A 23,291-nucleotide genomic window follows, 5' to 3' on the forward strand; every position below is an offset into this window, starting at 1 on the left:
ATTTAACTATTGAATATGCTCTTGCAAATCTTGCCCACTATAATAAATATAATACGCCTTTTGCATTTCATAATTGTTGAGTGCTTGGTTGTAAGTAGATTCTGCTTCAAATTTCTTTGTTAAAGATTGAAGATAATCCACAAAATTAAGAATCTGTGCGTCATATTTTTTTGCTACATTCTCAAATGCAATGCTTGCTGAACGCAATGCTGCCTCTGATGCTTTAATCTTTGCTACGGCAATTTCAAGGCTTTTGCGATACATCTTTTCATCTTTTTTTTGCTCTTCTTTTTTATAAGCAAGCTCTTTAAGAGATTTTAAATAACCAAGTTGAGCAGCTTCATATTGCCGATAAGTCGTAAGTGCATCAAGGTGAATAGTCGCATTAATCATAATCTGATTTTGATTAAGCGGAAATTGACGAGACAAAAATGGAAGCATTTCGTCTAAGCCTCCCATAGAAGTATCTTTAAGAGTAATCGCCCCAGCCTTTTTAATATCGCTATTTATCACATAAGTATCACTGATACTTAAAATTGGCAGATAATTAAATTGTCGCGCTTGATATTTTGCGCTCAATGCTTGGAAGTTAAGCATATTTAAGTCGTGGCGATTTTCATCAAGTGCAAAAAGCGGTGCTTTAATATTTTTACGCTCAAGCTCTTGCACCTCTGTATTCGCAAGGAGTGAGAGCATAAGCTTATTTTTTTCAATCTCCATTTTGATATTTTCAATATCGTGCTCGGTAGCAAGCAGCTCCGCGCGCAAAGATTCTACATCATCAATGGTTGTAAGCCCTGAATTAAAAAGTCTCTCCACACGTTTAATGTTAGATTGTAGCTGAATGCGTTTTTGGTCTAAACTCAAAAGTTGCGCACGATTGGTAAAATAACCATAATATTGCTCAATCACACTTAAAAAAAGCTGGTCTTTAGTATTTTCCCTATCCTCAATGCTTGCACGATAGAGTGAGCCTTTTTCACGCACTTTGTTATAGGTTTTAAACCCACTAAAAACTTCCCAATTTCCCTTTATACTTCCTGTATATGTTTTAAGGCGCATACTTGGATTGTTTGTATCTTGGTATTGATATGCTCCATCAAGAGTGGGCAAAAATTCACCCCAAGCCGCCCTACTTGTGGCTTGAGCTTGTAAAATCGCCAAATCTTTAGCTTCAAGATTGTAATTTTTTCTTGCTCCTTCAAGCAAATCTGTTAGTGTAAAAACTCTCCCCACAGATTCAGTATTTTCGCCTCTTTGCTGCGTTGTAAAGCCTTGAGTAGATGTAGAATCCTGTAAACTAAAAGAATTTTCATATCCTTGCGCATTTAAAAGAGAGAAAAATCCTAACATAAGGACAATTCTTTTCATAAACCATACTCCTTAAATAATGATAAACGGATTGAGGGCGATATTCTAGCTCACTTTTGTAAATGTTGCATATGCAACTATATCAAAAATATGGCTTAAAAATTAATGAATAATGCGTGAAGGGTGTGTATAAATATTAAAGGTATCGCCTCGTGCAAAACCCACAAGCGTAACGCCCAAAGTCTGTGCGGACTTAATCCCTAAATGCGTGGTAGCCGAGCGAGAAATCACAATGGGAATATCACTCATTGCCGCCTTAATCACCATTTCCATAGAAAGCCGCCCACTGACAATAAGAATTGCCTCACTCATATCAACTTTGCTTAGCCTCGCTTGACCAATAACCTTATCAATCGCATTATGTCGCCCCACATCCTCGCTGATAAACTCGCGCTCACACACGAGCATTGCCTTATGTGTGCAACCTGTTTGATTAAAAAGTGCAGTTTTTTTATTGAATCTATCAAGTAGGGTAAATACGCTTTGCGCGCTAATCCGCATAGGAGAGGAAATATATTTTTGTGTAATCTCGCCATCAAAATTTGCGCTCACACCCACACAACAGCCGGTGGTAAGTGTTTTTTCCTTATGGAGATGAGAGAGCTTGTCCTCTCGTATATAAGCGCGCATATGCACACTTAAGCCGTCTTTGGCTACTTCAAGCGAGATAATATCATCAACACAATCTAACACACCCTCACCCATCAAAAAGCCCACAAAATGCGCATCTTGAGCATTTGGTAAGCTCATTACTGACAAGAGCTTGTTGCCATTAAGGTAGAAAGCTATGCGTTGCTCTTCAACAACCAAATCTCGCGTATCACTAAAGGATTGGGCATCTTTATGCACTTTTACCATACGCATTTTATGCATAAAATCGCCCATACTTCCCCTAACACATATACAAAAATTAATGCGAAAGACGCATAGAATCTAGTCTGCCTTGGCTTTGCAATTCTTTGTAATAAAGACTATGGAGCATTGAGACTTCTTCTTCGCCCATTTTGCCATTAATGATTGATTCCAAAGCACCCTCGATAGCAAAGACAGCCATATAAATATGTGTAATCAGCAATGCGATGATTAAAAAGCCCACAAAATTATGCACAAGAGCCATAAGACGCAAGGTATCAATGCCTGCTGCTTGGAAAAACATAATCCCGCCTGTGATAACCATAGCTGCGCCACCAAGTGTCGCCACCCAAAACCACATTTTTTGTCCGGCATTAAACTTATGTGCTGGAATCTCACGATTGACTTTATCAAGGTAGCCGCCCATAATCATCATCCACTTGATGTCATATCCACGAGGCAGACAATCTTTTACCCACATCAAAAACATTAATGTGCCAAATACAGCAAAAAAGATTGTTGCTAAGCCGTGAATATCACGTGCAAAGCGTATGAGCCAACCGCCACCAAGCTTATCACCAAACACCATCATTAGCCCACTAAGACAAATCATCACAAAAGGCACAGCCGCGCACCAATGCACGATGATATTGTATTTGCTAAAAACAAGCAAAAAGCTTTTATGCGAATAATGACGTTGCCCTATCATCTTATAATGCCCATAAAACGCCATAGGCACGAAAATAATAACAAGCAAGAAAATAAGCGCGAAATAATGCCCTTGCACGAGCGTGAAGATTTCACCAAGCCCCTTCGAGTTAGGCGAACCAACGCCCCACCCCTTAATTGCTGCCACTTCAGGTCCGCCATAGAGGAGCGGATTTGCCCTATCGCTTGGGGCAATGAGCGCATTATTACCACTTATGACTTCGGCATATTGCTTACCTCCCTCTTGTGGCACACTTGGATTCGCACCAAAGGCAAGGGCAGAGCTAAAGAACAAAAGGGCAAAGATTCTAAAACATATTGATTTCATAGAATCCTCCTAGTCGTTGTATGCCGTCTTCCACACATTTGGCACAGCATTAGGGATATTATCCCCCCTTGTTTGCGCACGATGCGTGATGATATTTGAAACTTCCTCGCTGCTTCCTGCTAAGAGTGCTTTTGTAGAACACATACTCGCACACATTGGCACTTTACCTTCTGCGATTCTATTTTGTCCATAGAGATGATATTCTTCCTCGCTATTTGTTTCCTCGGGACCACCCGCGCAGAAAGTGCATTTATCCATTGCGCCCCTTGAACCAAATACGCCATTTTTGGGGAATTGTGGTGCGCCAAAAGGACAAGCATAGAGGCAGTAGCCACAGCCTATGCAGGTTTTTTTATCGTGCAAAACAATGCCATCAGCACGAATATAGAAGCAATCCACAGGGCACACTTGCGCACAAGGCGCATCGGCGCAGTGCATACACGCAATAGACACGGCAGTTTCTTTGCCAACAACGCCTTCGTTTAACATAATCACTCTTCGGCGGTTGACACCCACAGGCAAATGATGTGCTTCTTTACAAGCGACATCACAACCGTGGCATTCAATACAGCGATTTGTATCGCAATAAAACTTGATTCTTGAAAAATTTTCAAGATTAGTAGGAATTGCATTACTCATTTTTTACCTCCCTACGCTTTCTCAATGCGGCACAAACCACATTTAGTTTCCGGACAAGCAGAGTTGTAGTCAAAACCATAACTTGCAATCATACACGCGGATTCACCAATCGCATAGGGCTTTGTGCCTTCTGGGTATTTATCAAGCCTTGATACACCTTGATCCATTCCCGAGAAGTTTTGTGGCAACCAAATACTATTATAATCCACACGCAACGAGAGCTTCGCAGGGACTAGAATCCTCGTATCCATTGTGCCATACACCCACACCATATCGCCATTTCTAATATTAAGCTCTGCGGCTTTATCAGGGTGAATCTCCATAAACATCTCGCCCTCAACTTCAGCAAGATATTTCGCACTTCGTGTCTCTGCACCTGTCCCCATATGCGCCACAAGTCGTCCTGTGAGCATATTGACAGGAAATTCATCAACCCAGTTTTTGTTCTCGCCCAATTCTTTTTGACGTGAGCGGTATTTGATGTTTGCACGGAAATGATTTGGCTTGTCAGGAAAATTGGGATATTTATCGACCAAATCGCCTCGCACGGAGTGCAATGGCTCTCTATGCAATGGAATCTTGTCATACCAATTCCACACATTTGCCCTTGCCTTGCCATTTCCATAAGGGCAAAGTCCCGCTTCTAGAGCTTTTTCCACCAAGATATTATTTCCAATGCCAAGCGCAAAAGTGCTGCCCTCAATCGCTGCCTTTTCAGATTCTGTAAGCTTAATGCCTAAAGATTCTGCATTTGCTGCAGTTACAGGTGCATGTCCGCCACTATATTTTGCATTTGGCAAGCTTCTATTTGTGAGCATACTTTGTCCATCTGGATTTGTAACACCCCAATTCACGCGGAATCCCATACCGCCACGCATAACAGGAATGCTATCATTATACATTACAGGAGTGCCCGGGTGCTTGTCGCTCCAGCAGGGCCAAGGCAACCCATAATAATCGCCCTTAAACTCCCCTGTGCCTTCTAGCGTTACCTTATCAAATTTATGCCAATTTTCTTGGTGTGCCTTTAGTCGCTCTGGACTCATTCCCTGCAAGCCAATGCTGCGGATACTTTGGGTAAGCTCGGTAGTCGCATCTTCTGGCCACATAAATTGCTCTCTGCCCTTTTCTTTTGCGATGTCAAATAAACGTCTTTGGAATTCTTCTAAGAATCCTAGTCTTTTTGCCAAGCCAAAGAGAAATTCCTCATCAGGTCGGCATTCAAAAAGTGGCTCCATTACCTTAGAACGCCATTGATAGCTACGATTTGTCGCTGCCACAGAACCGCTTGTCTCCATTTGAGACGCCGCTGGAAGCATAAAAAGATTATCGCTTCTATCGCTATAAATAGCCAAGTCATTGACATAAGGATCGACAAACACAACCAAATCAAGCTTATCCATTGCTTTTTTCTGCAAATCAAGCAAGGAAACGGTTGTCATACCCGAGCCAATCACCACAAGTGCGCGAAGTTTGGTGCCACCATTGTTTGCGGCATTTTCTTCATCTAAAACACCAAATTTCCAAGTTGAATGCGCAAAACCTGTCTTGCCCATCATCTCTTGGTCTTTGAATCTGCCCACCATCCAATCAAAATCAACATTCCAATGCTTGCAGAAATGTCTCCACGCAGGTTCGCCAAGCCCATAATAGCCCGGGAGAGAATCCGCGAGGTTATTCATATCACTCGCACCTTGCACATTATCGTGTCCGCGCAAAATATTGACACCTCCGCCATTCTTACCAATATTGCCTAAGAACATTTGCAAAATAGGCATAATGCGTGTGTTGCTCGTGCCAACTGTGTGTTGGGTAAGCCCTTGATTCCAAATAAGACTTGCAGGTTTTGCTGCCGCCATTTCTTCAGCAATATGCCGAATTGCATCAGCTGGGATTCCGCACACATTAGCAGCCACTTCAGGTGGGAACTTTTTAGCTTCTTCCATAATCTTCTCATAGCCATCGACTCTTTCCTTGAGATATTGCTCATCATAGAGTTTTTTAGCAATGATGTGGTTGAGCAATCCATATGCAAAGGCAATATCTGTCCCACTGCGGATTCTATGAAATTCATCACATTTTGCTGCAGTTTTTGTGAATCGTGGGTCAATACATACAAGCTTCGCCCCTTGCTCTTTTGCACGCAAAATATGCACCATAGACACAGGGTGATTCACCGCTGGATTTGCACCAATCACAAGGATATATTTTGAGAACATCATATCGCCCAAATGGTTTGTCATACCACCATACCCAAATGTATTCGCCACACCGGCGACTGTAGGTGAGTGTCAAACGCGAGCGCAATGGTCTATATTGTTTGTCCCAAAAAACGCTGCAAACTTGCGGATATAGTAACTTTGCTCGTTAGAGCATTTCGCACTTCCTAAAAACATTACTGCATCAGGTCCGCTTTCTTCTCTAATTTGCTTGAGTTGTGAGGCGATTTTGTCCATCATATCATCATATTTATGGCGCACCCATTTGCCTCCCTCTTTCGCAAGAGGATAGCGCAATCTTGTTTCACTTCTTGCCCTATCAATTAAATCTGCTCCTTTGCAGCAATGCCCGCCTTGAGAGATAGGGTGGTCTTGCGCCACTTCTTGTCGCACCCATACACCATCAACAACTTCAGCTACAATGCCACAACCTACAGAACAATGGGTGCAGATTGTTTTGATTTTCTTAGACTTTGGATACCTTTCTTTTAGCTCTTGCGCACTTGCCTTTTTGACGACACTCTCGCCCTCATTTCCCAAAGCACTGCTCACACCAGCCACAGAAGCCAATGCAGAGAGCTTGAGAAACGAGCGGCGCGCATTGCGTCTATTGTTTGCCTCGCTCATTTTCGCTCCTTATTTGTTGTTATTTGGCAACAGAAAAATAACTTTGCCAATATTGTGTATCACCACGATACAAAATCTCTTGCTTCTTGCTCTTGCCCTTGATGACTTCTTTTTGTTTGTGCTCTCCAGAGCAGCCAGCCAAACTAAGAGAGCCTATCGCAACCACAGCACCACCAACCCCGGCAGTTTTTAAAAACTTACGCCTAGAGTGGTTACCCTCTTGTGTCTTAGCCATATAGCCTCCTTTGTTTTTGACTTTGGGATAAACCCATTTTAACCTTTAGTTTCTGTATAAAAGCTAAAATCGATTTACCTTAAGCATTACTCCCTATTTATCATATCCTACAAGCCCCCTCTCCACATCTAAAAAACTCTGCAAAACATAGGCAACAGGTGCATAATACATTAGCCCCTGCCTTTCTAATAGCGCATCTATCACAAAATTTCCTAGAGGTATCACAAACTCCTTTGCAAATTGCGCACTTAATGCCACATCTTGCTTATCCGCAGAGCATAAAAGATAGCGCATAAGTAAAAGTAAGAATCCCAAATGCTCCTCACTCTCTTTAAAAGTGAGATTATTAAGCCTAAAAGTGCTTTGCTTAAGAAGCGCACGAGCCTGAAGCAGTGCCTTGCCATTGAGGCAACCCTCCGTGTAATGCGAGAGATAGAGCATTATTTGAGGATTACTATAAAACACCTCGCCCTTCCCTCTCCGCTTCGGTGCAGATTCTTTCTCACTTGGCACACTAAAAGGCAAAATAAAAGTATTTGTGTATTCATCAATAATACGCTTCAAACCATTCGCTTTTATCTCATTTTCCAAAATCTCAAAATACGCACTATCGCGCTCATCAAGCACATTTTCTTTTAAAATCATCACCTGCTTTAAAATCACATCTTCTCGCACACAAAGCAGCTCATACAAAAACAGCCCGGCAAAAAAATCATAATACAACGCCCGAGCACTCGCAACAGATTCTAAAGTATTGTTTGTTTGTGTATTGTGCGTCATACAGATACTCCATTAAACATCACTTTTACCTTGCAATCTGCGCAGCATTCTAAGCTTCTAAGCTTTGCGATATTGCCTGAAAATGCGGGTGAAAGAATATGCTTAATCTTTTCAATACTTTTGCGTGTGGCAAAAATTTGATTGCATTCCACACATCTAAAAGGCTCATCGCTCGCTATCGTGGTATATTCAAAGCTTTGTGGCACAAGCTTGAGCGTGTGAGATTCTAGGCTTAAGACTTGCTCGGGGCAACTTGACACGCAATAGCCACAATCCGTGCAAAGCAAGGCTTTATGTAGCAGCTCAAAACGACTTTGATGATTGATAAGGGCTTTTGTATTACACGCCTCCACACAGCTAAGGCACAGGGTGCATTTTTGAGAATCTATGTTAAGCAATGCGCTATTTTTCATCGGCACTTCACCATAAGATTCTTGCTTTACCCAAAAGCGCAAACGCTCGGCTAAAATATCCTTGCTACTCTCATTACTCGTGGGTGTGTAGATATAATGCGTCTGCCCAATGGGCTGCAGTGCGCCTACCTCTTGTAAATCTGCAAAAGAATGGATAGCTCGTTGAAAAAAAATGCGCTCATAAATGGTATTTAAAGATTCTATATCATCATTTATATGCTCACCTAATGGGCTATACAACACGATTGGCGCACCTGATTCTTGCAAAAGCGTAAGCAAATAGGTGATATTAAGCATATCCGGCACTTGTAGCACAAAGGGCAGAATCAAAGGATTATGATTTTTTAGATTCCCTAAATCATTATAAAACTCTGCCCTTTCAAATGCCTCCTGCGCGACTATAAGCGGGATAAACCCTTTATAAAGCCTCGCGCGATAAGTAAAAGATTCAAATCCGTCTCCATCACGCCATAAGCTACCTGTGGGACATACACTCACGCATTTGCCACACGCAATACAATCAATCGCTGAAAGCTCTAAGATTCTCGCACTCTTGTCGCTTGTTATGCCAATGGTTGGGCAAATATCCACACAGCTATGGCATACACTCTGCCCATTGGCAAGCGGTCGCCTCAACTGGAATTGGCAATGTGTTGGATTAAAAATGATATTCCGCTCATAGCTTTGCTCTCCGCACAAACCTAAAAGCGCTTGGAGCATTTGCTGGGCATTAGCATACATATCTGGCTTATGCACGCCTTTGCATTCGGGCAATTCAATGGGGGCAAAGCATACAATCTGCGATGTTTCAAGGCTCTCAACATCGTCATTTGCATTTTTGAATCTTAGGCTAAAAGCACCCAAATGTCCTTTTACACTCACAAAATCCTGCGGCAAAAGCTGCGAGACTTCTAACACAACAGAATCTTGATTCACACATAGCTCTAAAAATTCATCGCACAGCTCCCCATAGCCAATTACCACGCATTGAGGAGAAATGATATGAATAGAATCTTTGTGTAATGAGGCAAAATCAAGCGTGAGTTCATCACATTCACTTAGAATCTCACGCTCATTATCAGTCAAAATAGTGTGTAAAATGGATATTGCCTCTGCCATTGCCGCTTTGAAATACCTTCATAATAAGATCTAAGTGGCATTCTACAACAAATCAGCAAAAATGAAAGTATTTTTAACTAAAATATTTTTACAGAATCTATAACATATTGGTTTTTGTAGCACTCTTATGAGTTATCTCCTATCATCAAAGGCTACAACGCAAGAAAATTTTGCATTATAGCTTTTCCTTGCTCTTGCAGGATAGATTCAGGGTGGAATTGCACCCCATAGCTTTGATAATCCCTCGCTTTAAGTGCGAGAAGCACCCCACTTTCACTATATCCTAATGCCTCACACTGCCCTAATTTACTCACATAAAGCGAATGATACAAAGCAACTTTTACCCCTTGCTTGATACCTTTAAACAAAGGGTGAGGCGTGAAATAAAAATGTGCATTCTTGCCGTGCGTGGGATTTGCAAGAGAGATAACCTCACCCCCAAAGGCTTGAGCGATACATTGATGTCCCAAACAAATACCTAGAATCTTCCTCGTTGATGCAAAATGTCTAATCGCCTCCAAACAAACCCCTGATTCTAAAGGGTGGCTTGGACCCGGAGAGATGATAAGATGAACGATAGAATGCTTTTGGCAAAGCTGCTCTAACGCCGACAAAGGCGTATCATTTGGCACTACAAGAGCTTTCGCACCACATTGATTAAGCAAATACAGCACATTATAGGTAAAAGAATCATAATTATCAATGAGTAGCACTTTGGGTGCTTTGCGCCTTTGCTTATTCATTTTGCCCTCATTTTTCAAGCTGCACTTGCACTACGCCACGCACAGAATTGATGCAGTAGATTGTCTGCGCCTTTTTAAGATGTTTGCGTTTTAAAGTTTTTGCCTCTATCGCCCCGCTTTGAAGCAAGACTTGAGCCAGAGTGCCGCCAAGCAACCCGCTTTTGCGCTTTGGAGTATAGAATCTCCCCTTTATCTCAAGCACGATATTGCTTCGCGCACCCTCGCATAGCTCACCCTTTTGGTTACAATACAGCACATCAAATACCGCGCCAGATTCTATGAGTTTTACAGAATCTGCAAAATGCGCTCTGTGTGTGCTTTTGTGGCGCAAAAAGAAATTATGAGAATCTTGCCTATATGTAGAGAGAATGACAGCAGTAGAGCGATGAGGTACAAAGGGTTTGATGATAAGATTCAAACTGCCATTTGGCAAGAGGCTTAATCGCAAAATTACGCGCTCTTGTGGTATTTGTTGTTTGCAAAATGCAAAAAATGCTTGTGTTTGCTTCACACAATCTCGCTGCACTAAACTCTCAATATGTGGAAATACAAGAGGCGGAAATGCAGAATGTGGCGCATAAGATTCTTTCAAAGACGCGACAAATGAAGCAAGATAAGCATAATCAAAGCCACACTGAAGCGCGGAGTACAAAAGTCGCTCTAAATGCTCTTTTAAAAGAAAAATGCGTCCATTGTCAAAAAGCATTGTCTCAAAGAGTGCAAAAGATTCTAAAGGGGCGGCTTGTAAAAAATGCGTTTTGAGCGCAAGTTCGGCACATTCACTCTCACATACAGAATCCCACACTACCCCGCTTCCCACACCATAGCGGTAAAACTCCTCTTGTGTGGATTTAAAAAGTGTGCGAATAGGCACACAAAATGACATTTTCTTAGCAGAAATCACGCCCAATGCACCGCAATACACGCCCCTTTGGCGAGATTCTAAACTTTGGATAATCTCCATTGTCTTAAGCTTTGGCGCACCTGTAATGCTGCCACAGGGAAAAAGCGCACAGAAAATCTCGCGCAATGAAGTGTGCTTAGAGAGTTTGCCTTGCAGAGTGGAAACCATTTGATGAAGCGTGGGATAGCTCTTTATCGCACAGAGATTCTGTATATGCAAGGAATTAGGCTTAATCATCTTGCTTAAATCATTACGCAACAAATCTACAATCATCATATTTTCGCTACGATTTTTGCTATCTTGCTGCAATGCACGCTTTTGCAGAGAATCTAACTTGTGGGTTTTTACCCTTTTTATCGTGCCTTTCATTGGTTGGGCGGTAATTGTGCGATTTTTTATTTGAAAAAAAAGTTCAGGTGAAAAGCAGAGAATTTCACCAAAAGCATTTTTGATATATGCCTTATATGCGGTGTTTTGACGGGATAGAATCTCCTTAAAAAGCTGCTTGGAGCGCACTTTGGAGTAAAGCTTGAGCTCTTGGGTATAATTAATTTGATAACTCTCACCCTTTAAAATATGCTCCTTAATGCGCTTAAATGCACTCTTGTATCGTTCATTATCAAGCCCTTGTAACATAAAGAGTGAGGATTGTGCGTGATGTGTCGTGCTATGAATCTTTTTACATTTACTCCTTTGCGTGAAATATGCAAAATACAGCAGTGGCTGCTTGTGTGGGGACATTGTGGTGCTTATATGCTTGGAGAGATGAATATATGCCTTTGCCTGATAGGCTTGGAGCAGCACACCCGCTTCATAAGTCATATAGCCCACAAAATAACCTTCGGGGTTAGATTTGAGGGTGGATTCTATACATTTAAATGCGCTCAAAACCCCTTGCACATCAAAGACAATGAGCTTTCTTATAGGATTTTTATATTTAAAATTGCCATAAATCATTGCATAATGCTACCCAAAAAGCATTAAATGTTTGAAAATATTACTCCTTATTGCCCTATGATTCAAGGCTCTTTTCAAAACTCTCCAAATATTCTTTTATAGGATCTTCGCTTATCCATTCCTCTTCGCTCATTTCCTCCTCAAAATCCGCATAACCATACACCGCAGGGTCATCATAAAGCTCCATATCTCTTGTTTCTAAGATAGATTCTAATCTATCTTTTGCTTTAAAGTCCGCCTTGCTTTCATCAGGATTCAAAGCCTTAAGTGCGTTTAGAATCTCAAAGGCTTTGGCGTGATTACTTTCATATTTTTGCTTATCAAATCCTTTTTTATCATAAGGAATATAAGCAAGAGGAGAAAGTGCTATATCAAGTGCTGTGCTTAGATAGCTTTCACCCTCTTGGAAATCAAACTCCTCGTCTTGTTCCTCACTCACTACGCCATTTATATTTGCTCCCTCTTTTAAAGCCTCTTTAAAAAGTTCTACATCACTTTCATAAATCGCTTCTAAAAGTTTGTCGTCTGCTTTATTTGTTGTGTTTTGCATTTTAATCCCTCTCCACTTCTATCCATATTAAGAATGCCAAGGAAGTAGTCTTCTCAAGGGCTTTTTTATAATCCTCCCATAGCTTTTGCTCATACTCTTCACCTTTCTCTCTTTCTATTTTCCATTCCTTTTTCTTAGCCTCTCTATACTCTTTTACCTTCTCTTCACTCCCTAGTATCTCTAAAAGGCTCTTGCCTCCTGCTTTTCTTATGTATTTTTCTATCGTAGCACTTTGATCACCACAAGTATCTAAGGGTGTCTTTCCCAAACGATTAATAGCACTTGCATCTGCTCCAGCCTCAAGGAGTAATTTAACCGTGCTAGAATACAAACTACTAACAGCTATATTTAATGCAGTGTCATCATAATAGGTAGCATCTTTATATTTATCGATTCTTGCGTTCATATCTTTTATCTTACCACTTTGAATAATGAGATTTGCGAGTTTTTGTTCTTCAAAACCTATTGCTTGATGTAACATATTCTCTCCCCCAGAATCTTTTATATTAGGATCAGCTCCAAGCTCCAAGAGAAATTGCACGATTTCAAGCTGCTTTTCTCTACCTTGCTTCGTGTTGTTAAGCACAAAAGAACAACAACGATGCAAGAGTGTTTGATACCAACAATGATGAGTCGAAGTGCAATAAAATGAAGCATTGAGATTTGCACCCTTATCCACTAAGAGTAAGCAGAGTTTTTTTATATCCTCTAGTTCCATCTTACAACCATACAAATCGTAGAGTAGAATATTTAAATATTTTTTATCGTGGATAAATTGTAAAATAAACTCATAATATTCATAAGAAAATTGACGAAAAAATAGAAATTGAGCCATTGTGAAACAATACGCAGTTTCATCTAAAATAGCCTCTCGTGGATCTTTGCCTTTTAAAGGTTCTAAGAAATATACCCTTTCCATATCCTCATTTTTTACATATTCTTGCCATTCTTTAAAAAACTTATCTTCTGCAGTGCGCTTAATTTCGTCATTAGAAAACCCTTCAAAAAACCATTGAAGCATAGGATTTGCTTGGATTTCCTCATAAGTTACGAATTTTTCTTGTGTATGTGTCATTTAAACTCCTTGCTGTAATAGTGTGAATGCTTGGGTATTTTGAGATTTATAATTGCGAATATCAAAACTAGAATCTAAAGTGATAGAAAACTTGAAGCGAAATTAAGATTTTATGAAAGCTATGGAGGCTATGCCCCCCATATTGTTTATCATACTATACCAATTCAATGATTGCCATTTGTGAAGCATCGCCTCGGCGCAGTCGTGTGCGTTGGATTCTTGTATATCCGCCATTGCGTGAAGCATATTTAGGAGCTATTTCTGTAACAAGCTTTTTTGTAGCTGTCTTATCTTGTAGATAAGCAAATACATAGCGATGAGCGTTTAAATCTCCGCTACGAGCTGCTGTGATAAGCTTTTCGATATAGCTTTGCAATTCTTTTGCCTTAAAAATACCTGTTTCAATCTTGCCGTGTGTGATGAGGGCGATAGCAAGATTCTTTAATAATGCCTTGCGATGTGCTGATGTGCGCCCTAATTTCCTATATCCGTGTCTATGTCTCATTTTGCTCTCCCTAACTAATTATTTTTTATCTTGGTTAATTTGCGACTAAGAAGCTGCAAAATATCATCAGCAACCTCTCCACCAACAGGATAGCCAAGCTCCTCTAGCTTATCTGCAATCTCATCATAAGATTTTTTACCCATATTTTTGATGTTTTTAAGCTCATTTTCACTCATCATCACAAGCTCACCCACATATTTTAAACCAGACCTATCAAGGCAATTAAAACAACGCGCACTAAGATTAAGCGTGTCTATTTTAATCATCAAAGTCTTAAGTTCTCCAGAATTTTCAGCAATATTTTTCACACCACTAGAGGCAACGCTCAAATCCACGCCAAAAACGCTCATTTGCTTATGCATTACAGATATGGCTTCTTTGAAAGCTGTGATAGGCTCAATTTGTCCGTCCGTCTCAATATCAAAGATAATCTTTTCATAGTTTGGATTATCTTCTACAAGCATATTTTCAATCTCATACACTACTTTTTTTACAGGTGTAAAATACGCATCAAGCGGTATATAATCCTCCGCTATTTTGCCACGAATACTCTCACTTGGTACATAGCCTATACCCTTTTGCACGATGAGCGAAAAGCTAATAGAAGCATTTTCGTTAATCGTTGCTAGATACGCATCAGCATTTACAATACTTACCATATCATTAGCTAACTCTCCGGCATTGAGCACCATTGGACCCTTAAAATCGTAATGTAACTGCACATTATCGAGTTCCTTATCTTTGATAAGAAAGCGGATATTTTTAAGATTACTAATGAAATGCGACACATCTTCGACAATCCCTCTAACAGAATCAAACTCGTGTGCCACACCCTGAATCTTAAGCGCAGTTGGCGCATAGCCCACAGAGCTTGAAAGCAATAGTCTGCGAATGGGGTGAGCCAAAGTAATAGCATAGCCAGATTCAAAAGGATAAGCACTAATCTTGATTCTGTTTGCTGAAATTTCTTCAGTGCTTATATCCGTAGGGACATAAGGTTCGATTTTAATCATATTCATCGTGTTACCATCCTTATTTTTACTTAGAATAAAGCTCAACTATCAGTCTTTCCTCGATTGGTATCACTACTTCCTCTCTTTGTGGAAAACGAGTAAAAATACCAAATTTCTTTTCCTTATCTACATCGACCCAAGGCACTATACCTGTTTGTGCAGTTAAATCAAGCGCACGAACCACTTGAGGATTATTCTTGCTTTTTTCTTTGACTTCAATTTTTTGACCGGGCTTTACAATATATGAAGGAATATCCACACGTTTGCCATTAACAAGAATATGTCCGTGTGTTACAAGCTGTCGTGCAAATCGCCGCGTTGTAGCAAAGCCCATACGATACACAACATTATCAAGTCTTTGTTCAATAATACGCACAAGATTTTCACCCGTATTACCTTCTTGACGATTTGCTTCTCTAAAAAGCGCACGGAATTGCTTTTCATTCACCCCATACATAATTTTAGCTTTTTGTTTCTCACGCAACTGCAAACCATATTCCGAAATCTTGCCTCTTTTTTGCCCGTGCTGCCCTGGTCCATAAGGACGCTTATCAAGCGCACTCTTACCTGCCAATCTCCTCTCACCTTTTAGTGCAAGAGAGACGCCAAATCGTCTTTCTAATTTTTCAACTGGTCCTCTATATCGTGCCATTTATCACTCCCCTATACTCTTCTTCTTTTTGGCGGTCTGCAACCATTGTGCGGCAATGGTGTAATATCTTTTAGCCAAAGCACCTTAATGCCCTCAATCGCACCTACACTTTTCACAGCAGTTTCTCGCCCACTTCCGGGTCCTTGCACCTTGATACCCACCTCTTTAATGCCACATTCTTTTGCTTTTTCCATTGCTGCTTCTACTGCTTGTTGAGCTGCATAAGGAGTAGATTTTTTGCTTCCTTTAAATCCCAAGCCACCAGCAGTAGCCCAGCACAACACATTACCCATTTCATCAGTTACGGTTACATTTGTGTTGTTGAATGAGGCAGAGATACACACAACACCGCGTGCAATATTTTTCTTTGCGCCTTTCTTTTTTGTTACGCTCTTTTTTGCCATTTACCTACTCCTTATTTGCTACCAACTGTTTTCTTCTTGCCTTTACGCGTGCGAGCATTATTTTTTGTTGTTTGTCCTCGAACAGGCAATCCCTTTCTATGTCGCAAACCGCGATAACTTCCTAAATCCATTAGTGCCTTAATATCCATTGTTACTTTCTTTCTAAGGTCTCCCTCGACCATATAGCCTTCTTGAATCTTTTTTGCAATAGATGAGACTTCATCTTCGCTGAGATCAAAAACTCGCTTATCAAAAGAAATATTTACAGCCTTTAGGATATCCCTTGAGCTTTTAAGCCCAATACCATAAATATAAGTAAGAGCATACTCTACTCTTTTCTTTTTTGGCAAATCTACACCAGCAATTCTAGCCATTTTCTATCCTTGTCTTTGTTTATGTTTTGGGGTTGAGCAAATCACTCGCACCACACCTTTGCGCTTGATAACTTTGCATTTATCACACATTTTTTTGACCGAAGGTCGCACTTTCATACCTACTCCTTTTATGCTTTCTAACTTTTTTGAGTTAAAACTGCGGATTTTACAAAAAAAAAATTTAAAAACTACTTACAAATCACAAATTTATTTATGCCTATAAGTAATTCTCCCCTTATCTAAACTATAAGGAGTCAGCTCGATTTTTACCATATCGCCGGGCAGAATCTTGATATAGTGCATACGCATTTTGCCAGCTATATGGCAAAGCACGATATGCCCATTTTCAAGCTGCACGCGAAAAGTCGCATTTGGCAAAGCTTCGATGACTTTGCCATCAACTTCAATCACATCATCTTTTGCCATTTAATCTACCTCCGTTAGAATCTCTGCCTTGCCATTCACAACAGCAATCGTATGCTCATAATGACTACCATTTAAGCCATCTTTTGCTACGACAGACCAATTATCCTTAAGAATTACCGGCTCTCCGTCAGTATGGGCAATCATCGGTTCTAGACAAAAAACCATACCCTCTTGTATCTTTGGACCTTGTTTTGGATTGACAGATTCCAAATAGTTTGGAATCTCTGGTTCCTCGTGTGGTGCTCTGCCTATGCCGTGCCCACAAAATCCTTTCAAAGGCTCAAAACCCCTACTCACAATCGCCCTTTCAAGCACAGAGCTTAGCTCTTTGAAACGCATACCCACACGCACTTGCGAGATGGCTTCATATAAAGAATCTTTAGCACACTTTATCAAAGCCTCATCACTCTTTTTGATTTCTCCAATCCCAATTGTAATAGCCGCATCACCATACCAGCCACCATACTCCACGCCTATATCAATTCCCACAATATCGCCACTTTTAAGTTTATAATCCGTGGGGATTCCGTGAATAATCACTTCATTGACAGAGGTGCAAATAGATTTTGGAAAACCATAGAGCTGATAGAAAGCTGCTCTCCCGCCTTGAGAAACGATAAAATCATTTGCCATACTATCAAGCTCCAACAATGAAACACCCTCTTTTGCGTGTTTAGCTAAAAGATTCAATGTTTGGGCAACAATTTGATTTGGTATGCGCAAAGATTCTATGTCTTTTTTACTCTTAATGCTAATCGCCATATTTAAAGCCCTACGGCACTTAGCGTTTGATATTTACTCATATATACTTGAGCTTCAATACGTCTCATCGTATCAATAGCCACCTGCACAACAATCAGTACGGCTGTCCCACCAAAGTAAAAAGGGACACCTGTAAATTTCACAAGCACCCACGGAAGCGTAGATACAAGTGCCAAATAGAGCGCACCCCAAAATGTGAGATTGCTCGCTACATTATTAAGGAAATTCGATGTGCCCTCACCCGGACGCAATCCCGGTATGAATCCACCCTGCCTTTTGAGATTATCCGCAATATCCTTAGAGTTAAAAACAATAGAGGCATAAAAATACGCAAAGAATACTACCAAGATAAACATCAACGCATTATATGTGTAACCATCTGGTCTTAAAATATCTGCGATGCTTTGAATGATTGTGTTTGATGACGCCTGCAATATAGTGGAGGGGAACACGAGCAAAGCAGATGCAAAAATAGGCGGAATCACACCACTCAAGTTAAGCTTCACAGGAATGTAATTCATAATACGCTTATTTTGATTTTGCATAATCACCTTACGCGCGTAAGAAACAGGTATGCGTCTTTCGGCTAATTCAATATAGATAATAACACCAACTGTGATAATAATTACAGCAAGAAGCACAAGGAGCATAAAGACATTAAGCTGTCCTGTATTGACTAGATTAAAGGTTTTACCTATACTTGATGGAATCCCGGAGACAATACCAGCAAAGATAATGAGGCTGATACCATTACCAATACCCCTTTGGGTGATTTGCTCACCAATCCACATAAGCAACATCGTGCCTGTAAGCATTGAAAATACAGATACAGCAATAAAGAGATTCAAATCAATCTTAATCGCTCCATTACTCATACTATTAAGCCCAATACTCACGCTCACTGCCTGAATAATCGTAATGGCAATAGTTACATAACGCACGATTTGCATATATTTTTGCATACCATCACGTTCTTTTTTCATTTTAGCAAGATTGGGGAAAGTCGCAGCAAGAAGCTCCATAATAATGGAAGCAGTGATGTAAGGCATAATGCCAAGTGAGATGATACTAAATCTCTCTACTGCATTGCCACTAAACATATTAAATAAGCCTAGCGCATTGTTTGCATTATCATCAATAAATGATTTAATAAGCCCAACATCTACGCCCGGCACCGGCACATACGCTAAAATTCTATACGCAAATAAAAAAGCAAGAGTGATAAGAATCTTATTTACAATGCTTTTTGTCATTATTTGTTTCCGCTTGTTGTGATATTAGAATCTTTGATTTTAGATACTAAACCTTTCGCCTTTGAACCGATAAGCTTTACTCGAGTCGCATTCTTTGGGATACTAAAATGAGCGCGTAAAACCTCTACATTGATTTCAGCAAGAGAATCAAAAACCTTTGCCTTATCTACATTAATCACAATAGGCTTTTCCACGCGCGAAGTGAATCCCACCTTTGGCAAACGTCTTTGAAGCGGTTGCTGTCCGCCCTCAAATCCTCTTTTTGCTTTATAACCTGTGCGGGCAGTTTGCCCTTTTCCACCTCTCGTAGAAGTCTTGCCCATACCGCTACCTTGACCCCTACCCACGCGTTTAATATCCTTTGTGCTTCCCTCTGCAGGTTTAATCTTTTCTAGCATAGCCACTCCTTAGGCTTTGATTTTAGCGAGTGCATCAATCGTTGCGCGCACTACATTGTAAGGATTATTCGAACCAAGCGATTTTGTCAAAATATCCTTAATTCCAGCAAGTTCAATCACAGGACGCGTAGAACCACCAGCAATCACACCTGTTCCCTCACTCGCAGGTTTTAAGAGAATCTTGCTCGCATTGTATTTATACTCAATGTCGTGGGCAATAGTTGTGCCTTTAATATTGACTTTAATGATATTCTTAAACGCATCATCAATAGCCTTTTTAATCGCATCTGGCACTTCTTTTGCCTTGCCAAGCCCAAAACCTACAAGCCCATTCTTATTGCCTACCACAACAAGCGCATTAAATCTAAATCTGCGCCCACCTTTAACAACCTTTGTAACCCTACCAATATTCACAACAACTTCGCTAAATTCTTCTCTATTAATTTCCATAAATATCCTTTATTATAACTTTATGCCATTTTCACGCAAAGTATCGGCAAATGCCGCTACAACGCCGTGGTAAAGGTATCCATTTCTATCAAACACCACTTCTGTAACATTAGCCTTTCTAAGGGCATTAACAAATTCACTTGCAATTTTCTTTGCGTCCTCTTTGTTGTTTCCCAAACCAAGCTTTTTACCATCAACACTTGCAAGGGTTACACCAATCTCATCATTAATCGCTTGAGCATAAAAATACTTATTTGACTTAAACACACTCACGCGCGGTTTATGTGCCACTCCGTAGATATTACCCCTTGTGCGTAGCTTTCTCTTTGTCTTAAGAAGCTGTTTTTGCTTTAATATTTTTTCTGTCATAGCACACCCTTACTTTTTAGAAGTCTTGCCTGCTTTACGCAAGATTGTTTCATCGCTATATTTAATCCCTTTACCCTTATATGGTTCTGGTGGTCTAAACTCGCGAATTTCAGCCGCAATCTGCCCTACTTGTTGCTTATCAGCGCCTTTAATTGTGATTGTATTCTTATCTACACTCATCTCAATGCCCGCAGGGATAGGATAAATCACAGGGTGAGAAAATCCTAGAGCCATTTCAAGATTCTTACCACTCACACTTGCTTTGTAACCAACACCATTAATCTCAAGCACTTTTGTGAATCCTTGAGACAAACCAATCACAATATTATTCGCCAATGCACGATAAGTTCCCCAATATGCACGAGACTGCGCTTGAGAATCAATACATTCAAAGCTTAACGTATCACCTTGTAAATCAATCTTAACACGTCCGTGCGTTTCAAGCTCTTTTTGCTCTTTAGCACCCTTAAACACAACTTTACTCCCTTGTAAAGAGACTTCAACACCCTTTGGGATATTAATAGGTTTTTTTCCAACTCTTGACATATCTTTCTCCTACCATATACTGCAAAGTGCTTCGCCACCGACATTAGCACGATACGCATCATCATTAGAAATCACACCTTTGCTCGTGCTTACCACTATCGTGCCATAGCCATTTTTAAAACGTTTTAGCTCATTTCTACCCTTATATACACGTCTTCCGGGTTTGCTAATGCGCTTAATCTCACTAATCGCGCTTTTACCGCGCTCATCATAAGCAAGCTGCACCATAATAGATTGTTTGCCATCTTTATCATTAACCTTATAATCCTTAATAAAACCCTTTGCCTTAAATACTTCTAGCACAGATACGACAATCTTTGCGTAATACAATGTAGTAACCTCTAGTCTCCTCATAGAAGCATTACGAATACGCGTCAAAGAATCTGCAATAATATCATTTACCATTTTCTCTCCTTACCAACTTGCTTTACGAAGCCCGGGTATTAAACCCTCATTACCCATTTTGCGTAAGCATACCCTACACAAACCAAAATCTCTATAAACAGAATGCGGTCGCCCACACACTTGACATCTCGTATAGGCTCTCGCGCTAAACTTTGCCTTTCTTTTTGCCTTTGCAATAATTGATTTTTTCGCCATTTTATCGTCCTTTCGCAAAAGGCATACCAAGAAGTTCAAGCAACTTGAAAGCCTCTTTATCACTTTGAGTAGAAGTTACAAATGTAATATTCATTCCGTGAGTTACCATAATGTCATCATATACAACCTCTGGAAACATCAACTGCTCATTTAAGCCAAAGCTATAATTGCCTCTTCCGTCAAAACCATTGCGCTTCACACCTCTAAAGTCTTTCACACGAGGCAAAGCTATAACAATGAGTTTTTCAAGGAAGTTATACATCATTTTACCACGAAGCGTTACTTTCACACCCATAGGCATTCCCTCACGCATTTTGAATCCTGCGACAGATTTTTTTGCGATAGTGATAACTGCCTTTTGCCCTGCGATAAGCGAAATGGTATCTGCGATATTTTGCATCACTTTAGAATCTTTTGCATAATCTCCAGCACCAACGCTAATAACAATCTTTTCTAATTTTGGTAAAAGCATAGGATTGCTGATATTAAGCTCACTTTTAAGCTGTGGGATAATCTCATTTTTATATTTTTCTCTTAGAGCAAACATCAATTATCTCCTTGTGCTTTTTTCACATTCGAAATACTCATTGGCATTTCTTTTGTGATAAAGCCACCTTTTGGATTTTTCTCACTTGATTTTACAGATTTTTTTGCGACTTTACACCCTTCCACGATTACCTGTGCTTTTTTGGGTAAGACTTGCAAAACTTTCGCCTTTGTGCCCTTATTATCGCCCGCAATGACTTGCACCATATCACCTTTTTTAATTTTAAACTTTGCCACTATAACACCTCCGGAGCTAACGATACTATTTTCATAAAATTCGCGTATCGCACTTCTCTACTTACTGGTCCAAAGATTCTTGTGCCAATAGGTTCTTTCTTCGCATCAAGAATCACCGCCGCATTATCATCAAAGCGCACTAAAGAACCATTTTCTCTATGAATCTCTTTTTTTGTTCGCACGACAACCGCCTTGACAACCTGTCCTTTTTTCACCTTTCCATTGGGGATAGCTTTTTTCACAGATGCGACAATCACATCACCCACACGCGCATATCGTCTATGGCTACCGCCTAGAATCTTAATGCACATAATTTCCTTTGCACCGCTATTATCTGCAACATTTAATCTTGTAAAACTCTGTATCATAGCTCTACTCCCGCGGTAATAATTTCTTTAAATCTAGACGCCTTTGTTTTAGAAATAGGCTTACACTCAATCGCACTTACCACATCACCGATTTTTGCACTATGATTCTCATCGTGTATAGTGTATTTTTTGAAACGTTTAACAATCTTACGATATTTCGCGTGAACCACCTTGCGCTCCACCAAAATAACTATACTCTTATCACCAGCTTTGCTGATAACCCTACCTTGAATCACTCTCTTATGTGCTTGTTTTTCACTCATATTCAATCCTTCTTCGCACTTAAGGCTGTATTAATTCTTGCAATATCCTTGCGGATTATTTTGATTTCGCCAGGATTGGTAAGCTGCATTGTTTTAAGTTGCAATCTTTTTTCAAAAAGCAACGACTTTTTCTCTTTCAACATCTTTTGCAATTCTGCAATGTCCTTATCTTTCAAATCAATAAATTTCATTTTCACTCTCGCTGGTTATGATTTTGGTTCTAAAGGGAAGTTTGCTTTGAGCCAAAGCTAAAGCTTCTCTTGCTAAAGCTTCATCAATTCCCGCCATTTCGTATATCATACGACCGGGCTTGATGTTCATTACCCATTTTTCTACACCACCTTTACCTTTACCCATTCTCGTTTCAAGTGGTTTAGCGGTAAGTGGTTTATCGGGAAATACGCGTATCCACACTTTTCCAGCTCTCTTAGTATGTCTTGTCATAGCAATACGAGCAGATTCGATTTGACGAGAGTCGATTCTGCCGTGTTCTACAGCCTTAATCCCAATATCTCCAAATGCTAGCTTCGCACCGCGGAAAGACTTTCCACGATTGCGCCCTTTCATTTGTTTTCTATATTTTGTTCGTTTTGGCATTAACATAA

33 protein-coding genes are annotated in these 23,291 nt (G+C 40.2%); all 33 read right to left on the reverse strand.

Annotated features, from left to right (window positions below; translation table 11 throughout):
- Positions 1 to 6: 6 nt before the first annotated feature.
- Complete coding sequence (locus BN2458_RS06200; protein WP_034343617.1) at positions 7 to 1,371, reverse strand: TolC family protein; 1,365 nt, start codon at positions 1,369 to 1,371, stop codon at positions 7 to 9.
- A gap of 102 nt (positions 1,372 to 1,473) precedes the next feature.
- Positions 1,474 to 2,256 carry a formate dehydrogenase accessory sulfurtransferase FdhD gene (gene fdhD, locus BN2458_RS06205; RefSeq protein WP_034343615.1) on the reverse strand — a complete coding sequence of 261 codons (783 nt, stop codon included), beginning with the start codon at positions 2,254 to 2,256 and terminating at the stop codon, positions 1,474 to 1,476.
- A 25-nt stretch (positions 2,257 to 2,281) separates the two neighbouring features.
- Positions 2,282 to 3,259, reverse strand: coding sequence for a formate dehydrogenase subunit gamma (locus tag BN2458_RS06210; protein ID WP_034343614.1), 978 nt, complete (start codon positions 3,257 to 3,259; stop codon positions 2,282 to 2,284).
- Between the two features lie 9 nt (positions 3,260 to 3,268).
- Positions 3,269 to 3,898 (reverse strand): formate dehydrogenase FDH3 subunit beta, encoded by a 630-nt coding sequence (fdh3B, locus tag BN2458_RS06215; protein ID WP_034326437.1) that lies wholly within the window; start codon positions 3,896 to 3,898, stop codon positions 3,269 to 3,271.
- An 11-nt stretch (positions 3,899 to 3,909) separates the two neighbouring features.
- A complete protein-coding gene (locus tag BN2458_RS06220; RefSeq protein ID WP_082628719.1) occupies positions 3,910 to 6,744 on the reverse strand; it encodes a molybdopterin-dependent oxidoreductase in 2,835 nt (944 codons plus the stop codon).
- Between the two features lie 19 nt (positions 6,745 to 6,763).
- Positions 6,764 to 6,979, reverse strand: a complete 216-nt coding sequence (locus BN2458_RS06230; RefSeq protein WP_034343609.1) for a twin-arginine translocation signal domain-containing protein — start codon at positions 6,977 to 6,979, stop codon at positions 6,764 to 6,766.
- A 93-nt stretch (positions 6,980 to 7,072) separates the two neighbouring features.
- Complete coding sequence (locus BN2458_RS06235) at positions 7,073 to 7,759, reverse strand: molecular chaperone TorD family protein (RefSeq protein ID WP_034326446.1); 687 nt, start codon at positions 7,757 to 7,759, stop codon at positions 7,073 to 7,075.
- Positions 7,756 to 9,291 (reverse strand): 4Fe-4S dicluster domain-containing protein, encoded by a 1,536-nt coding sequence (locus tag BN2458_RS06240; RefSeq protein WP_052082195.1) that lies wholly within the window; start codon positions 9,289 to 9,291, stop codon positions 7,756 to 7,758. Before BN2458_RS06240 ends, BN2458_RS06235 begins: the two co-directional genes overlap by 4 nt.
- 152 nt (positions 9,292 to 9,443) lie before the next feature.
- A complete protein-coding gene (locus tag BN2458_RS06245) occupies positions 9,444 to 10,034 on the reverse strand; it encodes an anthranilate synthase component II (protein ID WP_034326448.1) in 591 nt (196 codons plus the stop codon).
- A gap of 7 nt (positions 10,035 to 10,041) precedes the next feature.
- Entirely contained in the window at positions 10,042 to 11,895 is a 1,854-nt protein-coding gene (locus BN2458_RS06250; protein WP_034343606.1) for a bifunctional chorismate-binding protein/class IV aminotransferase, read from the reverse strand.
- Positions 11,896 to 11,950: 55 nt separating this feature from the next.
- On the reverse strand, positions 11,951 to 12,445 hold the full coding sequence (locus BN2458_RS06255) for a hypothetical protein (RefSeq protein ID WP_034326453.1): 495 nt from the start codon (positions 12,443 to 12,445) through the stop codon (positions 11,951 to 11,953).
- 1 nt (position 12,446) lies between these two features.
- The gene (locus tag BN2458_RS06260) at positions 12,447 to 13,520 is read right to left on the reverse strand and encodes an ankyrin repeat domain-containing protein (RefSeq protein WP_034343603.1); all 1,074 of its coding nucleotides are present in this window, start codon (positions 13,518 to 13,520) and stop codon (positions 12,447 to 12,449) included.
- Positions 13,521 to 13,674: 154 nt separating this feature from the next.
- On the reverse strand, positions 13,675 to 14,025 hold the full coding sequence (gene rplQ, locus BN2458_RS06265; RefSeq protein WP_034343600.1) for a 50S ribosomal protein L17: 351 nt from the start codon (positions 14,023 to 14,025) through the stop codon (positions 13,675 to 13,677).
- A 14-nt stretch (positions 14,026 to 14,039) separates the two neighbouring features.
- The gene (locus tag BN2458_RS06270) at positions 14,040 to 15,044 is read right to left on the reverse strand and encodes a DNA-directed RNA polymerase subunit alpha (protein WP_034326460.1); all 1,005 of its coding nucleotides are present in this window, start codon (positions 15,042 to 15,044) and stop codon (positions 14,040 to 14,042) included.
- Positions 15,045 to 15,063: 19 nt separating this feature from the next.
- Positions 15,064 to 15,690, reverse strand: a complete 627-nt coding sequence (gene rpsD / locus BN2458_RS06275) for a 30S ribosomal protein S4 (RefSeq protein WP_034326462.1) — start codon at positions 15,688 to 15,690, stop codon at positions 15,064 to 15,066.
- Positions 15,691 to 15,701: 11 nt separating this feature from the next.
- Complete coding sequence (gene rpsK, locus BN2458_RS06280; protein ID WP_034326465.1) at positions 15,702 to 16,094, reverse strand: 30S ribosomal protein S11; 393 nt, start codon at positions 16,092 to 16,094, stop codon at positions 15,702 to 15,704.
- Between the two features lie 11 nt (positions 16,095 to 16,105).
- Entirely contained in the window at positions 16,106 to 16,468 is a 363-nt protein-coding gene (gene rpsM, locus BN2458_RS06285; protein WP_034326467.1) for a 30S ribosomal protein S13, read from the reverse strand.
- Between the two features lie 3 nt (positions 16,469 to 16,471).
- Entirely contained in the window at positions 16,472 to 16,585 is a 114-nt protein-coding gene (gene rpmJ / locus BN2458_RS06290; protein WP_002956266.1) for a 50S ribosomal protein L36, read from the reverse strand.
- 90 nt (positions 16,586 to 16,675) lie between these two features.
- Positions 16,676 to 16,894, reverse strand: a complete 219-nt coding sequence (infA, locus tag BN2458_RS06295; RefSeq protein ID WP_011116239.1) for a translation initiation factor IF-1 — start codon at positions 16,892 to 16,894, stop codon at positions 16,676 to 16,678.
- Positions 16,895 to 17,656 carry a type I methionyl aminopeptidase gene (gene map, locus BN2458_RS06300; RefSeq protein WP_034343598.1) on the reverse strand — a complete coding sequence of 254 codons (762 nt, stop codon included), beginning with the start codon at positions 17,654 to 17,656 and terminating at the stop codon, positions 16,895 to 16,897.
- Positions 17,657 to 17,658: 2 nt separating this feature from the next.
- On the reverse strand, positions 17,659 to 18,909 hold the full coding sequence (secY, locus tag BN2458_RS06305; RefSeq protein ID WP_034326476.1) for a preprotein translocase subunit SecY: 1,251 nt from the start codon (positions 18,907 to 18,909) through the stop codon (positions 17,659 to 17,661).
- A complete protein-coding gene (rplO, locus tag BN2458_RS06310) occupies positions 18,909 to 19,307 on the reverse strand; it encodes a 50S ribosomal protein L15 (protein WP_034326479.1) in 399 nt (132 codons plus the stop codon). The genes secY and rplO overlap by 1 nt, the downstream gene beginning before the upstream one ends.
- A 9-nt stretch (positions 19,308 to 19,316) precedes the next feature.
- On the reverse strand, positions 19,317 to 19,757 hold the full coding sequence (gene rpsE / locus BN2458_RS06315) for a 30S ribosomal protein S5 (protein WP_034326482.1): 441 nt from the start codon (positions 19,755 to 19,757) through the stop codon (positions 19,317 to 19,319).
- Positions 19,758 to 19,769: 12 nt separating this feature from the next.
- Positions 19,770 to 20,126, reverse strand: a complete 357-nt coding sequence (gene rplR, locus BN2458_RS06320) for a 50S ribosomal protein L18 (RefSeq protein ID WP_034342207.1) — start codon at positions 20,124 to 20,126, stop codon at positions 19,770 to 19,772.
- A gap of 9 nt (positions 20,127 to 20,135) precedes the next feature.
- Positions 20,136 to 20,672 (reverse strand): 50S ribosomal protein L6, encoded by a 537-nt coding sequence (gene rplF / locus BN2458_RS06325; RefSeq protein ID WP_034326489.1) that lies wholly within the window; start codon positions 20,670 to 20,672, stop codon positions 20,136 to 20,138.
- A gap of 9 nt (positions 20,673 to 20,681) precedes the next feature.
- The gene (gene rpsH, locus BN2458_RS06330) at positions 20,682 to 21,077 is read right to left on the reverse strand and encodes a 30S ribosomal protein S8 (RefSeq protein WP_034326492.1); all 396 of its coding nucleotides are present in this window, start codon (positions 21,075 to 21,077) and stop codon (positions 20,682 to 20,684) included.
- 9 nt (positions 21,078 to 21,086) lie between these two features.
- Positions 21,087 to 21,272 (reverse strand): type Z 30S ribosomal protein S14, encoded by a 186-nt coding sequence (locus BN2458_RS06335; protein WP_002956257.1) that lies wholly within the window; start codon positions 21,270 to 21,272, stop codon positions 21,087 to 21,089.
- 1 nt (position 21,273) lies between these two features.
- Positions 21,274 to 21,819, reverse strand: coding sequence for a 50S ribosomal protein L5 (gene rplE / locus BN2458_RS06340; RefSeq protein ID WP_034342210.1), 546 nt, complete (start codon positions 21,817 to 21,819; stop codon positions 21,274 to 21,276).
- Positions 21,819 to 22,055, reverse strand: a complete 237-nt coding sequence (gene rplX, locus BN2458_RS06345; protein WP_034326498.1) for a 50S ribosomal protein L24 — start codon at positions 22,053 to 22,055, stop codon at positions 21,819 to 21,821. The genes rplE and rplX overlap by 1 nt, the downstream gene beginning before the upstream one ends.
- Complete coding sequence (rplN, locus tag BN2458_RS06350; RefSeq protein WP_034326501.1) at positions 22,055 to 22,423, reverse strand: 50S ribosomal protein L14; 369 nt, start codon at positions 22,421 to 22,423, stop codon at positions 22,055 to 22,057. The genes rplX and rplN overlap by 1 nt, the downstream gene beginning before the upstream one ends.
- Entirely contained in the window at positions 22,420 to 22,686 is a 267-nt protein-coding gene (gene rpsQ, locus BN2458_RS06355; protein ID WP_034342213.1) for a 30S ribosomal protein S17, read from the reverse strand. The genes rplN and rpsQ overlap by 4 nt, the downstream gene beginning before the upstream one ends.
- Before the next feature lie 2 nt (positions 22,687 to 22,688).
- Positions 22,689 to 22,877: a 50S ribosomal protein L29 gene (gene rpmC / locus BN2458_RS06360; protein WP_034326507.1), complete on the reverse strand. Its 189-nt coding sequence runs from the start codon at positions 22,875 to 22,877 to the stop codon at positions 22,689 to 22,691.
- A complete protein-coding gene (rplP, locus tag BN2458_RS06365; RefSeq protein ID WP_034326510.1) occupies positions 22,864 to 23,289 on the reverse strand; it encodes a 50S ribosomal protein L16 in 426 nt (141 codons plus the stop codon). The genes rpmC and rplP overlap by 14 nt, the downstream gene beginning before the upstream one ends.
- Between the last annotated feature and the right edge of the window lie 2 nt (positions 23,290 to 23,291).

The organism is Helicobacter typhlonius, from assembly GCF_001460635.1.
GTDB classification, from domain to species: domain Bacteria; phylum Campylobacterota; class Campylobacteria; order Campylobacterales; family Helicobacteraceae; genus Helicobacter_C; species Helicobacter_C typhlonius.